Genomic DNA, 14,711 nt, shown 5'->3' with positions numbered 1-14,711 from the left:
CGAAGGGCCCTCCGGAGCGAGAGCCCGATCTTAGATCAAATCAGGTGACAAGCCCGCTCCCACATTTATCGGTGGTGCTTCCTAAACGCGGAACTGATCCATCAACTTCATCTGGTGGGTGGTCAGGGCGTTGAGTTGGCTGCTGATCTGCGCCGACTCGGTGGCCTGGCCGGTCAGGGTTTCGGTGACGGTGCGGATCGCCGAGACATTGCGGTTGACCTCTTCGGCGACGGCGCTTTGCTGTTCGGCGGCGCTGGCGATTTGCAGGTTCATGTCGCTGATCACGGTGACCGCGTCGCTGATCTTGCCCAAGGCCTGGACCGCCTGCTGGATCTGTCCGGCGTTGCTGTGGGCCTGGGTCTGGCTTGAGTGCATGGTGGCGACCACGCCGCGGGTGCCGGACTGGATGCGTTCGATCACCAGGCGAATTTCTTCCACCGAGTCCTGGGTACGCTTGGCCAGATTGCGCACTTCATCGGCGACCACCGCGAATCCCCGGCCGCTTTCACCGGCACGGGCGGCTTCGATGGCGGCGTTGAGCGCCAGCAGGTTGGTTTGTTCGGCGATACTGCGAATCACCTCCAGCACCGAACCGATCTGCTCGCTGTTGACCGCGAGGGCTTCGACTTCGGTCACGGCCTTGCTGACCTCTTCGGCCAGTTGATTGATGTCGCGGGTGCTGCGTTCGATGATCGACATGCCGTCGCGGGCCGACTGGTCGGCACCCTTCGCCGCGTTGGCCGCGTTCGAGGCGCTGTTGGCGACGTCGTGGGCGGTGGCGCTCATTTCGTTGGACGCGGTGGCGACCTGGTCGATTTCGCGGAATTGCACCTGCATGCCTTCACTGGTCTGGCGGGCGATTTCCGAAGACTGGTCGGCGGTGCCTCGGGCATCGGTGATGCTTTGCTTGATCTGCGCGATGGTCGGTTGCAGCTTGTCGAGGAAGCGGTTGAACCAGCTCACCAGTTCGCCCAGTTCGTCCTTCTTGCTGTAGTGCAGGCGCTGGGTCAGGTCGCCGTCGCCGCTGGCAATCGCCTTGAGCATGTCGGCCACGCTGTTGATCGGGCGGGTCACGCCGGACGCGGTGAGCCACATCAGCAACAGCCCGAGCAGACCGGCAATCACTGCCACCGACAGCGCCTTGAGCGTGCCGCTTTGCTGGGCATCGTCGAGTACCGCTTGCAGCTTCACCGAGTCGGCCAGCAGCACTTGCCGGGGCAGGTCGATCACCACGGCCCAGGCCTTGGCGTCGGCAATCGGGCTGACCGGGTACACCGCGCGGATCAACTCGCCTTGCTGGAGAATCTTCGGCGCGCCATTGCCGAGCAATTGCAGGATGTCCTTGCCATCGCCGCCCAGGGTGTCGCCGATGTTCTTGCCGACTTTGCCGGCATCGACACTGTAGGCGGCCAGCACGCCAGTGCCGGAAACGATCAGCATGTGCCCGGCACTGTTGAACAGGTCGCGCTGGGAGTCGACCGCCGCCGCTTGCAGGGCGTCGAGGGCGATGTCGATACCGACCACGCCGATGGACTTGCCATCCACCAGCAGCGGTACGGAAATGGTGGTCATCAACATTTCCTTGTTGCCGACCGTATCGGCATAGGGGTCGAGCAGGCAGATGCGCTTGCTGTCCCGCGGACAGGTGTACCAGATGTTGTACGGCGTACCGCTGAGGTTCAGGGTAGTCTTGGTCATGTCCTCTTCGACCATGATCGTGTTGAGGGCATCACCCCCGGCGCGGCTCCAGTACGTGGCGAAACGTCCGATCTCGTTGGATTGGCGGGCGGCGTCATTGACGAACTCGCTGTCCTTGCCATCCAGGCCGTTGGGTTCGAACGCCAGCCAGATCCCCAGCACCTTGCTGTTGCGCTCGAACGCGGTTTTCAGGCTCTGGTTCAACTCTTCACGCAGGGCGCCGGGTTCGAGGGCGCGCTTGGCGGCCAGGTTGCGCATGTCCTGGATCTGGTCCGCGAGAGCGGTCACCACCGTCAGGGTTTCACCGAAGGTCTTCTGCACCCGCACGGCTTGCTCGGCGGCCTTGGCCTGGAGCAGGTCCTGCACACTGGCGGTGAGCATCCTGCTGCTGGAATCGCTGACCAGGTCATCGTTCTGATTGGTCTGATAGATGTTCATGCCCACTATCAAGGCGACTACGCCCAGCAGGCACAGACCGGACAGCAGGACGATTTTCAGGCGGATGGACAGTGAGTCGAACATAGGGCGAGCTCGCGAATGGATGAAGTGTTGGCTGTGGGCCGTCGCGGCTCACTCGCTAAATCCATTTAGCGCCGATCAATGCACATCGGCGTGGCGATGAGGTTACATGAGGGGCATCCCGACGAACGGTAATGGTTGAACGTTTGCGCAGGAAAATGTGCCGAAAATGGGGGTGAAAAGAGGAAAAAAGCGCGGGAGCGTTCAGGGTGGTTACGCCAAGGATTCCGGCTTCGAGCCGCCCTGAGTGAAACTCTCGAAATACATATGTACCGCTTCTCATTAAGGGCAGACCGCTTAAATACGCGGGCCACCTCGGTGGAACGATTGCGGAAGTTTTCGGATCCGGCATCTGACAGAAAATAATGAGAAGGACTTCATGTGTATGACTTGTTTTAAAGGGATAGGGTTTCGCTCGGTAGCATTGTTTTGGGGGATGTTATTGGCGGCAGGGACGGCACCTGCGATGTCTTTTCTGAACTCGGCCGCAGTTTCGGGTATCGCGTCCCAAATAACCCCGGCGGCCACGGTACTGCCGGACAAACTGAACACCCTCAAGGAAAGTCTGGCTGACGAAGCGGATGTGAAACATTACAGTTTCGTGGCTGTGCGGGGCCAAGATGTGTTGATCCATGCGGGTGACACGAAAGGCGGGCCATTGATGTTGGAATACAATCGCAACGGACGCTGGGCTGCTATTCCTTGGGGGGCACCTTTCACTGTGTCTGGCCTGAAGCCGAATGAGGAAGTTCAGGTTCGCATCTCGAAAAAGCCGTCTGCTCCCTTCGTAGCGGGTGATATCTACAAGCTCGAGTTTGGCTCAGCGCCTTACTACACCGACAGTCGTGTCCAGGGCGATACCGGTGATCTGCGGCACTACTGGGCGACTACGCAGGCCTACCGAGTCTTGAATTGGTCGGTCCGGTTGAGTGATTCGACAGGACAGCCGGTCGAAGGTGCTACCGCCACTTTGAAGTTGGACAAAGGGACGGATAAGACCCCATACGACCTTGTAACGGATGTTACCGGTAATGCCATGGGTGTCGTTCAGTTGGGCGGGTGTTATGGGCAGCTGAAGTCTGAGCCTTTCTGGACCAGCAGTGGCAAGTATCGATATAAGTGGGAAGTTGAATATAACCTGGGACATTGGTTGATCCAGATTCAAGGCAAAGAGGCGTCGGGGGTGGGAGGACACAACGTACCGAATGTTTCATTCGCACATATATGTTATCAGAATATGTTGCGTAACTAAGCCTGTCAGGTCCCCGGCAAAGCGCACATATATGTTCGCTTTGCCGGGTTTTATCGAACGATCAGGCCTCGATGTGCAGGCCCTGTTTTTTCTCGATCGGATTCTTCTCGGCCTTTTTATGCAATTGATCCAGCCAGGAGTCTGGACTTTCCAAGTCCAGCGCACCTTTATTCAGCAGTAATCCATAGTCAATCATCTTGTGGAAGTTGCTCAGGTCCAGTTTTACCTTGCCCTCAAACTGTGGCTTATCCAGCTGAGTCAACTCGATTACGGCCTTGGCGTGCTTGAGGGTCAGGGGTTGCAAGCCTTTGGCCTCGTTCAACAGGGTATTCAATATTTCCTCATCCCTGGCAGTCAGGGTGTCGGGGGGCGAAGTGACTTTCAACTGCCCGTCTTCGGCCACGGTGAAGCCCATTACGTTATGGGCCAGACCAGACCATTTGCTTTGCAGGTCTTTTTTGAAGTCGGAGTAAATCCCTTCCATTCTTTTGAGCACCAGATCTGCCTGGAATGCATGATGTCTAATCATTGAATTTCTAAAGCTTTCTATCAGAGGGGGGAGGTCATAGAACCCGCTAAGTGATTCGAGCGAATTCAAAAAATCATCCACCTCATTCAGTTTTTCGCTGCTGAGATTTCTAGCTACACCTTGAGGCGCTCGGAGTTTCTCGATGGTCAACCTTAACCTGTCATCCATTACCGAAATGTCGAATTTCTCAGGCTGGGCTTTTTCCGTGTTCGCTTTCAATGTTTGCGGATACGGAACTTGAAAAGATGCAGCGGCACTTACATTCATGTCAGCTTCTCGTCGTGGGGTTTCATAGTGCTTAACGGCCAACCCCGGAAATGGATGACCTGATAAACACGTAGGAGAAATCCGAACAGGAAGTAGGTACTTTCAAGTGCGCTGTTGTTGGCAACTACAGGGCGACTTGAAGGGGCTTCAGGTGACTTGCGGCAGTGATTCCGGCCGTGACCAGATCCACAGGTTGCCCAGCCCCATCCCGGCAATCGCCAGGTAAATCGGCCAGCCGTGATCGAGCATCACCAGCATCAGACCGGCACACAACAGCATGCTGACCGTGGCGCTGACTTTTGCCCGACGCGCGATGATCTTGCCGTTGCGCCAGTTATGGAGGATAGGGCCGAACAGCCGGTGGTTTTCCAGCCAGGCGCTCAGGCGCGGCGAACTGCGGGTCGCGGCCCAGGCGGCCAGCAGGATGAACTCGGTGGTTGGCAGGCCGGGTATGACGATGGCGATCAGGCCGATGCCCAGGCTGACATAGGCCAGCAGGCCGAAGAGGAGGCGGGAGAGTTTTGAAGAGGCAGGCATGGGTTCAAGGCAACACGTGAGGCGAATCGAAATCCTGAAGACTTGCTTCGTCCAATGTGGGAGCGGCGGTGCGGCGATCCGACTTGCTCGCGAAGGCGGTCTGACATTCAAAAAACATGTCGACTGATACACCGCTTTCGTCGGAACGCCGCCCGGAGCAAGCCCGCTCCCACAGGGACAGCGGTGTGTCAGGCGACTTCCGGCGCGCTGGCGTAAGCCTGCTCCAGCAACACGGTAAACCGGTTGAACGCGTCGATGGCGCCTTTTTCCACTTCGGCTTCTTCCTGGGTGCTGAATGCCAGGCCGTCCAGGGTCTGGACGAAGCGCTTCCAACCTTCAGCGCGGCCACCGGCCGGTTCGCCGAGGTGGCGGGCGCCGAAGGTTTCGCTCAGGCCAAGGCCCACGGCACGCTTGATCAGGAACGCCGCACCGAGCTTCGAGCCTTCCGAAACAAAGATCCAGCCCAGGGCTTCGGCCTTGGTCGGGTTCTTCAGTGCACCGGCCACAGGTGTCGGCACGTCGGTGTCCAGGTCCGCGAGGTCGGCCCTGGCGGCATCGGCACGGCAGCGGGCCGGCAGATCCGGGACGATGGCGGTCAGTTCGGCATCGTTGTACAGCGACACCAGTTCCGACTGGAACAGGTACTGCGCTACCACGAAGCGGGCGAAATTGGCCGGGGTTTCAAACGGGGAGTGGGCCTTGACCAGGGCATCGAGCTTGCTGTGCGGCTCGTTGGTGATCTGGTTCAAACGCTGTGAGCGCAGGTTGGGGCGTTGTTCGGTGGCCTGGGTAGTCATGGCAATTCCTTGGAGAAAGAAGAGGCGCTTGGTAACGAGACGAACAGCAAGGCGCCTGACAGTAAAAAAACCTCACCGGGCGGCTAGATGAAACCGCCCAGCGGGATGTGCGGATCAGATATCCCAGATCAGGTTGACCGCAAAGTTGCGACCCGGCTGGGTCAGGCGATCGAGGTTGGCCGGTTGGGTCACCGAGGCCTCGCCGACGCTGTCGTAGCCGCGCACGTCATCCCACAGCCAGTATTTCTTGTCGGTGAGGTTGTAGACGCCGCCGCTGACGGTCACGTCGTCGGTCACTTTGTAGAACGCGCTCAGGTCCAGAATGCCGAAACCGGGGGTCTTGAACTGGGTGCTGGTGCCGTCCGGGGTCTTGAAGCTGGTGCTGTCGACGCGGTCCTTCTTCTTCACCAGGGTCCAGCTGAGCAAACCGCCGTAGGTGTCCTGGTCGTAGCCGAGGCCGAATACACCGGTCAGCGGGTTGACGCTGTTGAGCGGCTCGCCGTTGTCGTCATTGCGACCGTAGGCATAAGCCACCGAGCCCTGGGTGTAGAGGCCTTGCGGCGCGCCGAAGGCGTCGAGGTTCAGGCGGCCTTTGACCTCGGCCCCCTTGATGGTGGCGTGCTTGATGTTGTTGCTCTGGAACGTGGTCTCGGTGTAGCCCGGAGTGATGGCGTTCTCGTTAATGAAGTCGCGGTACTTGTTGTAGAACACCGCCACATCAAACGAGCCCTGCTCGAAGTTGCCGCGCAAACCCGTTTCGTAGCTTTTGCTCTTTTCCGGTTCGAGGTCCGGATTAGGCTCGACCCGATAGCCGCCGGCGATGTTTTCGAAACGACCATACAACGCCTTGGCGGTCGGGGTGCGGAAGCCTTCGGCGTATTGGCCGTACCAGGTGTAGTGATCGTTGAAGCTGTAGGTGGTGCCGAATTTCGGCGACAGGCGATGCCAGGTCTTGGTCTCGTCGCTCACCGTGCCGTTGCCGCTCTGGTCGGCGGTGGCCAGGAACTCGTCGGTGATATGCGGCTTGAGCTGGGTGTAGTCGTAGCGTGCACCGGGCAGGAAGGTCCAGTTGCCCCAGCTGATCTGATCCTGGGCGAACAGGGCGTAGCTATTGATGGTCGGGTCCGGGAAGTCACTGGCGGGTGTCAGCGTGTCGCTGGTGCTAGGGGCGCCAATGACACGGCAGGCACCGGCCACGGTCAGGCAGGTGCCGGTACCGGTACGCAGGCCGGTGACTTTGTCCTGCTTGATGGTGGTGCCATAGGTGACGAAGTGATCGGTATCGGCGATGGCAAACGACTTGTCAGCCTGGGCATCGAATACCCATTGGCGATCCTTGTAAGTCGTATCACGGTTACGCAGCACAGTCCGCGACGGCGCGTAGATTTCTTCGGTGGTCTGGTCGGTCTTGGCGATCTGGTAGTTCAGCGTCCACTTGATGTTGTCAGCCAGAGTGCTGTCCAGACCGAAGCTGTGTTCCAGGCCAAAGCGTTCGCGGGTGATCGTGTCGTTACCGGTACGGGACTTGTAGTAGCCGAACCCGCGTCCGGCATTGAACGGGCCGCCCACTGCGCTCAATTGATTGGTGTCGCGGTCGTCCTTGTAATGCTCGTAGGTCAGGCCAAAACGCGCGTCGTCGGCGTAATTCCAGCCCAGTTTGGCCAGCACGCTGGTGGTGCGCGCGTCCTGGGGGTTGGCCTCCGTGCGGTTCAGGCCAGTGCCGCCGGTATCGCCATAGGACTCTGTTTCATGGCCGTTGCGTTGACTCAGATGCAAAAGGCCATCGAACTCGCCGGTGCGGCCGGCGACGGTGCCGGAAGTCAGCCAGCTGTCGTCGGCGGAGCTGTAGCCGGTTTTCAGGCGCGCGCCGACATCCTTGCCTGGCTTGATGATGTCGTCCGGGTCCAGCGTGTAGTAGCTGACCGCACCGCCAATGGCGCTGCTGCCATACAGCACCGACGCCGGGCCCCGGAGGATTTCCACACGCTTGACGATTTCCGGATCGACATAGTTGCGGTTGGTCTGGGCATAGGGGCCGTTGAAGAAACCGTCGGGTACCTGCACGCCATCGACCTGGGTCAGCACGCGGTCGCCATCGATGCCGCGAATGTTGTAGCCCGTGATGCCGGCGCGTTGGCCTGAACCACCCACCGAAACACCGGGCTCGTAACGCACCAGTTCCTTGATGGTGTTGACGTTGTTTCGGTCCAGATCTTCGCGAGTGTAGACAGAGACCGTGCTCGGTACGCTGTTCACATCCTGCTCGTTACGGGTGGCGCTGATGGTCACCTGTTGCAGGTTGAGCGTACTGCTGCCACTGCGCTTTTCCAGGACGATGCTGTTGTTGCCCAGTTTGCGATAGCCCAGGTTGGTCCCCACCAACAGGCGATCCAGGGCGTTCTCCGGCGACAGCGAGCCGCGTACTCCCGGCGAGGCCACACCTTGCGCCAGCTCCGACGACACGCCGACTTGCCAGCCCGTCACGGCGGTAAAGGCATTGAGTGCCGACACCAGTGATTGCTGGGGAATGGCGAATGCGTAGTCGCCCATTTTGCGGGTCGACTGCTCGGTGGAGGTGGCGGCCATGAGCGGTGCGGTACCGGCCATCAGGATGGCGGCGGTCAGCAGCGACAGCACGCGGGAAGGTGTAGGGGCTTGGCGGGTAAGGCGAGGGGACATCGATAGCGCTCCGTGTCGCACGAATCTTTATAGGTGCTGATTGGCAGGGTTAGATGCGAATCAATTGCATTGGCTATAACGAGACGTACGGGGTTTGGCTATCGAGTAAAAATAATTCTCATTCAGTTCAGGATGACCAGCGCCGGGAATTCCTGGAGCCGGGCCGAGGTGATATGGGCCAGGGAGCGAACCACGTCCAGCGGCTGATCGAGGCGGTAGTTGCCGGTCACGGTGACATCGGCCAACTGCTCGTTGTTGTTGATGATCCAGCCCGGGTAGTAGCGGCGAAGTTCTGCCAGCACCTGGTTCAACGGGCAGTTTTCGAACACCAGACGTCCCTGGACCCACGCCAGGTCGGTGGCGGCATCCAGCTTGGCCGGGCGGTCGAAGCCGTTGGGGCCGATGCGAATGCTTTCCCCGGCGGACAAGCGCACCCGGGCGTCGTTGCGGGTGGCGCGCAAGTCGACATCGCCGCGCTGTACCCGCACCTGTGCCACGCCGTCGAGGTAACGCACGGCAAACGCGGTATCGCGAACGCTGGCCGTGACCGGTCCGGCATCGATTTCCAGGGGTTGGCCGCGATTGGCCTGCACTTCGAAAAACGCTTCGCCCTGATACAGGCGGGCAACACGTTGCTGGTCGTTGATGGTGCTTGAAAACGCCGAATTGGTATTGAGCAGGACCCTGGAGCCGTCCTCCAATTGCAGGCGCTGGCGCTCGCCGACCACGGTCAGGTGATCGGCCTGCAGGCGCATCGGCAAACTGCTGAAACTGAACAGCCCGAGCAGCAGCACGGCGGCGGTGGCCAGTGGTTTCCAGTGCGGACGCAGACGGGCAATGGCAGTGACTTTCGCGGGGCGCGCAGCCAGGCTTTGCGCGCACTGCGCCACTTGTGGGCCGTCCCAGATCGCCTGGGCCTTGGCGAACACCTGGGCATTCAACGGATCGGCGTCAAGCCATGCATGGAATTGGCGGGTCTGCTCCTCGTCGGGACTGTCGAGCACGATCAGCCAGTCCAGGGCCTGGTCCATCGCGCTTGCGGGGTCCTGCGCCGATGAAGGCTCTGGGGAACGGTGGTTGTCCGTCACGGTGTTTCCTCGGCAGTGTCAGTGCACGGCTGTTTTTTTAGTGAAGCGTAGAAAGTGGACCAAGGGTAGCAAAGCCCGATGATCAGCGCAGTCGGTCCAGATAAGCGCAGGGCCTTGGCGCTCAGTTGGCGTTCAAGCGATCGGCAACCCCGATGCAGATCGACATGATCAGTTTGAGTTCTTTCTGCACAGTACTGAGGGACACGTTCAGCTCCTCGGCGATTTCCTGGTAGCTGTGCCCGTGCAGGCGGCTGAGGATGAAAATTCGCTGTTGGCGGGCGCTGAGTTGACCGAGGCTCACGTTCAGGCGCTCCAGCAATTGTTCGGCATGGGCGGCGTCTTCGGCGCTGCTGGTGGGGGCGGCGATGCTGTGCACCAACTCCTGCGGCACGTCATCGACCATGGTGCGCGAATGGATGCGCCGCGCGCGCAAATGGTCCAGCGCCAGGTTGCGTGCCGTCTGGAAGACAAAGGGCTCAAGATGATCGATGGCCCGTTCGCTCAATGCACGGGTCACCCGCAGGTAGGTTTCCTGCAAGAGGTCTTCAGCAGTGCTGTGATTGTTGACCATCCGTTCCAGCGTGCGCAGCAGGGAGGTGCGCTGGGTGAGGAAAACGTGGTTGAAGCGCGACTGACTCACGGGAGAACCTGATCCATTTCGAGTAGATGATAATGCTTATCATCTACTCGAGTGGTCAAGTCCTGATTTGTGAAGCTTTATGCGCGGCCCTGCAAGTAGGTGGCGTAATCGGGAATCCGATGGGGGTGCGCCTGATCCATCAGCGGGCTGCTGAGCAGGTAGTCTGCGCTGCATTCGTTGCACGCCACCGGGATGTTCCACACCGCCGCGACCCGCAGCAACGCCTTGATGTCCGGGTCGTGGGGCTGGGGTTCGAACGGGTCCCAGAAAAACACCAGCATGTCGACCCGCTGCTCGGCGATTTGCGCGCCGAGCTGTTGGTCGCCGCCCAACGGCCCGCTGATCATGCTTTGCACCGGCAGGTCGAGGCGTTGTTGCAACAACAACCCCGTGGTGCCGGTGGCGACCAGATCATGCCGGGCCAGCCTGTCTTTTTGCCGTTCGGCCCAGTCCAGCAAGAACACCTTGCAGTGGTCATGGGCGACCAGGGCGATACGCTTGCGCGCCGCCATGGTCTTTTGCGTAAAGCTGATGCCGATCATGGGGGGCTCCAGGACATGAACACGATGCTTTGCATTGCGCACATCTGTAGGAGCTGCCGGAGGCTGCGATCTTTTGATTTTGCTTTTTAAGAACAAGATCAAAAGATCGCAGCCTCCGGCAGCTCCTACAGTCGTAAGCTTCGCTTACTCGGCGTTGCACAGCGCCAGGCAGTTATCGAGCATGCGGTTGGAGAAACCCCATTCGTTGTCGTACCAGGCCAGTACCTTGAGCAGCTTGCCGCTGGACTTGGTGTGGTTGGCATCGAAGATCGACGACAGCGGGTTGTGGTTGAAGTCGCTGGAAACCAGCGGCAGGGTGTTATAGCCAAGGATCTTAGAGTGCTGGCTGGCTTGCTTGAGCAGCGCGTTGACTTCCTCTGCGCTGGCTTCTTTTTTCAGTTGCACGGTCAGGTCCACCAGCGACACGTTGATCACCGGGACGCGCACCGCCATGCCGGTCAGTTTGCCTGCCAGTTCCGGCAGCACCAGGCCGACCGCTTCGGCGGCACCGGTCTTGCTCGGGATCATGTTCTGGGTGGCCGAACGGGCACGGTACGGGTCAGTGTGGTAGACGTCGGTCAGGTTCTGGTCGTTGGTGTAGGCGTGAATGGTGGTCATCAGACCGCTTTCGATGCCCAACTCGCGATGCAACACCTGGGCCACCGGAGCCAGGCAGTTGGTGGTGCACGACGCGTTGGAAATGATCTGGTGCGATTGGCGCAGAATGTCGTGGTTCACCCCGTAAACGACGGTGGCGTCGGCGCCTTTGGCCGGGGCCGAGATGATCACTTTGCGCGCGCCCGCCGTAATATGCGCGGCGGCCTTGGCCCGGTCGGTGAACAGACCGGTGCATTCGAACACTACATCAATCTTTTCCGCGGCCCAGGGCAGGTCGGCCGGGTTGCGGATGGCACTGACCGAAATGCGGTCGCCGTTGACCGTCAGGCTCTCCTGGTCATGCTGGACATCGGCATCGAACGTGCCGTGAACGGTGTCGTACTTGAGCAGATGAGCATTGATCGCGCTGTCGCCCAGGTCGTTGATGGCGACGATCTGCAGATCCTGACGGTAGCCCTGGGTATAGAGTGCTCGCAGGACATTACGGCCGATGCGGCCAAAACCATTGATTGCGATTCGAAGAGTCATAGTGCGGCGCTACCGTCGTTTTGTTGTTGGAATTACAAGATTATTCGCAAAAAAATAGAAAACAAGCCTTTTTAATGGCAATATTTTGTTCAATCTACAACGAGTGACCTGAATCAACTGGTCCAACCGATCAAGAAAACCGTCTGTCATCCCATCGACACCGGGCTTTGATCAGCATAGACAATCAGGTCGCCACATCCGTTAGCCTGGAGTTCTACACATGCATCCCCGCGTCCTTGAGGTCACCGAACGGCTTATCGCCCGCAGCCGCGCCACGCGTGAGGCTTACCTTGCATTGATTCGCGGTGCGGCCAGCGACGGTCCGATGCGCGGCAAGCTGCAATGCGCCAACTTCGCCCACGGCGTGGCCGGATGCGGCAGCGACGACAAGCACAGCCTGCGGATGATGAACTCCGCCAACATTGCGATTGTTTCGTCATATAACGACATGCTCTCGGCGCACCAGCCGTACGAAGTCTTTCCGGAGATGATCAAAAAGGCTCTGCGCGAGATCGGCTCCGTCGGCCAGTTCGCCGGTGGCACCCCGGCCATGTGCGATGGCGTGACCCAGGGCGAGCCGGGCATGGAACTGAGCCTGCCGAGCCGCGAAGTGATCGCGTTGTCCACGGCCGTGGCGCTGTCCCACAATATGTTCGACGGCGCACTGCTGCTTGGCATCTGCGACAAGATCGTGCCGGGCCTGATGATGGGCGCGCTGCGCTTTGGCCATCTGCCGATGATTTTCGTGCCGGGTGGGCCGATGGTCTCGGGCATTTCCAACAAGCAGAAAGCCGACGTGCGCCAGAAGTACGCCGAAGGCAAGGCAACTCGCGAAGAGTTGCTGGAATCGGAAATGAAGTCCTACCACAGCCCTGGCACTTGCACCTTCTACGGCACCGCCAACACCAACCAGTTGCTGATGGAAGTCATGGGCTTGCACCTGCCGGGCGCGTCCTTCGTCAACCCGAACACGCCGTTGCGCGATGCCTTGACCCGCGAAGCGGCGCATCAGGTCACGCGTTTGACCAAGCAGAACGGTGACTACATCCCGATCGGCGAAATCGTCGATGAGCGTTCGCTGGTCAACTCGATTGTCGCGCTGCACGCCACCGGCGGTTCGACCAACCACACCCTGCACATGCCGGCCATCGCCATGGCAGCGGGCATTCAATTGACCTGGCAGGACATGGCCGACCTCTCCGAAGTCGTGCCGACCCTCAGCCACGTCTACCCGAACGGTAAAGCCGACATCAACCACTTCCAGGCCGCGGGTGGCATGTCGTTCCTGATTCGTGAACTGCTGGAAGCCGGTCTGCTCCACGAAAACGTCAACACCGTGATGGGCCACGGCCTGAGCCGCTACACCCAGGAGCCGTTCCTCGACAATGGCCAACTGGTCTGGCGCGAAGGCGTGACCGACAGCCTCGATGAAAGCATCCTGCGTCCGGTCGCCCGTGCATTCTCGGCCGAAGGTGGCTTGCGGGTGATGGAAGGCAATCTCGGTCGTGGCGTGATGAAAGTCTCCGCCGTGGCCGTGGAAAACCAGATCGTCGAAGCGCCGGCCATGGTGTTCCAGGATCAGCAGGACCTGGCCGATGCGTTCAAGGCCGGTTTGCTGGAGAAGGATTTTGTCGCGGTGATGCGCTTCCAGGGCCCGCGCTCCAACGGCATGCCGGAGCTGCACAAGATGACGCCGTTCCTCGGCGTGCTGCAGGATCGCGGCTTCAAAGTCGCGCTGGTGACCGACGGGCGCATGTCCGGTGCGTCGGGGAAAATCCCGGCGGCCATTCATGTCAGCCCCGAAGCTTATGTCGGTGGCGCTTTGGCGCGGGTGCAAGAGGGCGATATCATCCGCGTCGATGGCGTCAAAGGCACCCTGGAGCTTATGGTGGACGCCGAAGAATTCGCAGCGCGCACGCCGGCCAAAGGCCTGTTGGGCAACAACATCGGCACCGGTCGCGAGCTGTTCGGTTTCATGCGCATGGCCTTCAGCTCGGCGGAGCAGGGCGCCAGCGCCTTCACTTCTGCCCTGGAGACGCTTAATTGAAACTGGCTTTGGTCGGTGACATCGGTGGGACCAACGCACGTTTCGCGTTGTGGAATAACCAGCAACTGGAATCGGTCCAGGTGCTGGCAACGGCAGATTTCCCCAGCCCTATCGATGCGATCAGCTTCTATTTGAATGGCCTGGGGCTGGCGCCGGGTGCGATCGGTTCGGTGTGCCTGTCGGTGGCAGGCCCGGTGAGCGGTGATGAATTCAAATTCACCAACAATCACTGGCGCCTGAGCCGCAAGGGCTTTTGCCAGACCTTGCAGGTGGATCAGCTGTTGCTGGTCAACGACTTCTCGGCCATGGCCCTGGGCATGACCCGTTTGCAGCCCGGCGAATTCCGCGTGGTCTGCGCGGGCACGCCCGAGCCGTTGCGCCCGGCGGTGGTGATTGGCCCGGGCACCGGCCTGGGCGTCGGCACCTTGCTCGATCTGGGCGAGGGCCGTTTTGCCGCATTGCCGGGGGAGGGTGGTCACGTCGATCTGCCATTGAGCAGTGCACGTGAAACCCAGCTCTGGCAGCACATCTTCAACGAAATCGGCCATGTCAGTGCGGAAACAGCCCTGAGCGGTGGCGGCTTGCCCCGTGTCTATCGGGCGATCTGTGCGGTGGACGGGCACACGCCTGTGCTCGATACGCCGGAAGCGATTACTGCTGCCGGGCTGGCGGGCGACCCGATTGCCGTGGAAGTACTTGAGCAGTTCTGCTGCTGGCTCGGTCGCGTGGCCGGCAACAACGTGCTGACCACCGGTGGACGCGGTGGCGTGTACATCGTGGGCGGGGTGATTCCGCGGTTTGCCGATTTCTTCCTCGAAAGCGGTTTCGCCCGCTGCTTCGCCGACAAGGGTTGCATGAGCGATTACTTCAAGGGGATTCCGGTGTGGCTGGTGACGGCGCCGTATTCGGGATTGATGGGTGCGGGTGTGGCTTTGGAGCAATCTCTCCCAGCCTGAAATACGATCAAAAT

General features: G+C 60.1%; 11 protein-coding genes and 2 pseudogenes. 3 read left to right on the top strand and 10 right to left on the bottom strand.

All coding sequences use genetic code 11. The features are described from left to right. Nucleotides 1-81: 81 nt before the first annotated feature. Nucleotides 82-612: pseudogene (locus ACMDB8_RS21700) on the bottom strand (methyl-accepting chemotaxis protein); the annotation flags it as partial. A gap of 375 nt (nucleotides 613-987) precedes the next feature. Then, nucleotides 988-1,956: pseudogene (locus ACMDB8_RS21695) on the bottom strand (chemotaxis protein); the annotation flags it as partial. Nucleotides 1,957-2,602: 646 nt separating this feature from the next. Here ACMDB8_RS21695 and ACMDB8_RS21690 point away from each other — a divergent pair. After that, nucleotides 2,603-3,469, top strand: a complete 867-nt coding sequence (locus tag ACMDB8_RS21690) for a hypothetical protein (protein ID WP_156385801.1) — start codon at nucleotides 2,603-2,605, stop codon at nucleotides 3,467-3,469. 61 nt (nucleotides 3,470-3,530) lie between these two features. Here the strand turns inward: ACMDB8_RS21690 and ACMDB8_RS21685 are convergent, their stop codons facing one another. The 8 genes from ACMDB8_RS21685 to gap form a co-directional block, all read right to left on the bottom strand. Further along, nucleotides 3,531-4,265, bottom strand: coding sequence for a hypothetical protein (locus ACMDB8_RS21685; RefSeq protein WP_156385799.1), 735 nt, complete (start codon nucleotides 4,263-4,265; stop codon nucleotides 3,531-3,533). A gap of 147 nt (nucleotides 4,266-4,412) precedes the next feature. After that, nucleotides 4,413-4,802, bottom strand: coding sequence for a YbaN family protein (locus ACMDB8_RS21680; protein WP_056725980.1), 390 nt, complete (start codon nucleotides 4,800-4,802; stop codon nucleotides 4,413-4,415). A 188-nt stretch (nucleotides 4,803-4,990) separates the two neighbouring features. Beyond that, nucleotides 4,991-5,599 (bottom strand): biliverdin-producing heme oxygenase, encoded by a 609-nt coding sequence (locus ACMDB8_RS21675; RefSeq protein WP_056725978.1) that lies wholly within the window; start codon nucleotides 5,597-5,599, stop codon nucleotides 4,991-4,993. Nucleotides 5,600-5,713: 114 nt separating this feature from the next. Continuing rightward, nucleotides 5,714-8,278: a TonB-dependent receptor gene (locus ACMDB8_RS21670; protein WP_409078375.1), complete on the bottom strand. Its 2,565-nt coding sequence runs from the start codon at nucleotides 8,276-8,278 to the stop codon at nucleotides 5,714-5,716. A gap of 122 nt (nucleotides 8,279-8,400) precedes the next feature. After that, nucleotides 8,401-9,366, bottom strand: coding sequence for a FecR family protein (locus tag ACMDB8_RS21665; protein WP_223541249.1), 966 nt, complete (start codon nucleotides 9,364-9,366; stop codon nucleotides 8,401-8,403). 121 nt (nucleotides 9,367-9,487) lie between these two features. Beyond that, nucleotides 9,488-10,006 carry an RNA polymerase sigma factor gene (locus ACMDB8_RS21660; RefSeq protein ID WP_056725973.1) on the bottom strand — a complete coding sequence of 173 codons (519 nt, stop codon included), beginning with the start codon at nucleotides 10,004-10,006 and terminating at the stop codon, nucleotides 9,488-9,490. A 77-nt stretch (nucleotides 10,007-10,083) separates the two neighbouring features. Continuing rightward, entirely contained in the window at nucleotides 10,084-10,548 is a 465-nt protein-coding gene (locus tag ACMDB8_RS21655; protein WP_056725971.1) for a methylglyoxal synthase, read from the bottom strand. Nucleotides 10,549-10,692: 144 nt separating this feature from the next. Continuing rightward, nucleotides 10,693-11,694, bottom strand: a complete 1,002-nt coding sequence (gap, locus tag ACMDB8_RS21650; protein WP_056725969.1) for a type I glyceraldehyde-3-phosphate dehydrogenase — start codon at nucleotides 11,692-11,694, stop codon at nucleotides 10,693-10,695. Between the two features lie 220 nt (nucleotides 11,695-11,914). Between gap and edd the strand changes: the two genes are divergently transcribed. Together edd and ACMDB8_RS21640 are read left to right on the top strand one after the other, a co-directional pair. After that, nucleotides 11,915-13,741 carry a phosphogluconate dehydratase gene (edd, locus tag ACMDB8_RS21645; protein ID WP_056725966.1) on the top strand — a complete coding sequence of 609 codons (1,827 nt, stop codon included), beginning with the start codon at nucleotides 11,915-11,917 and terminating at the stop codon, nucleotides 13,739-13,741. Next, nucleotides 13,738-14,697: a glucokinase gene (locus tag ACMDB8_RS21640; RefSeq protein WP_409078374.1), complete on the top strand. Its 960-nt coding sequence runs from the start codon at nucleotides 13,738-13,740 to the stop codon at nucleotides 14,695-14,697. Before edd ends, ACMDB8_RS21640 begins: the two co-directional genes overlap by 4 nt. The last annotated feature ends 14 nt before the right edge of the window (nucleotides 14,698-14,711 follow it).

Source organism: Pseudomonas monachiensis (genome assembly GCF_047345015.1).
Taxonomy (GTDB): Bacteria; Pseudomonadota; Gammaproteobacteria; order Pseudomonadales; family Pseudomonadaceae; genus Aquipseudomonas; species Aquipseudomonas monachiensis.
The sequence above is the reverse complement of the archived record's forward strand: the minus strand, read 5'-3'. Positions and strand labels throughout refer to the sequence as shown.

Excerpts from the sequence above, each read along its gene's own strand:
- ACMDB8_RS21655 (WP_056725971.1), bottom strand. The coding sequence starts at position 10,548 with ATGATCGGCATCAGCTTTACGCAAAAGACCATGGCGGCGCGCAAGCGT.
- ACMDB8_RS21690 (WP_156385801.1), top strand. The coding sequence starts at position 2,603 with ATGACTTGTTTTAAAGGGATAGGGTTTCGCTCGGTAGCATTGTTTTGG.
- edd (WP_056725966.1), top strand. The coding sequence starts at position 11,915 with ATGCATCCCCGCGTCCTTGAGGTCACCGAACGGCTTATCGCCCGCAGC.
- gap (WP_056725969.1), bottom strand. The coding sequence starts at position 11,694 with ATGACTCTTCGAATCGCAATCAATGGTTTTGGCCGCATCGGCCGTAAT.
- ACMDB8_RS21675 (WP_056725978.1), bottom strand. The coding sequence starts at position 5,599 with ATGACTACCCAGGCCACCGAACAACGCCCCAACCTGCGCTCACAGCGT.
- ACMDB8_RS21680 (WP_056725980.1), bottom strand. The coding sequence starts at position 4,802 with ATGCCTGCCTCTTCAAAACTCTCCCGCCTCCTCTTCGGCCTGCTGGCC.
- ACMDB8_RS21670 (WP_409078375.1), bottom strand. The coding sequence starts at position 8,278 with ATGTCCCCTCGCCTTACCCGCCAAGCCCCTACACCTTCCCGCGTGCTG.
- ACMDB8_RS21685 (WP_156385799.1), bottom strand. The coding sequence starts at position 4,265 with ATGAATGTAAGTGCCGCTGCATCTTTTCAAGTTCCGTATCCGCAAACA.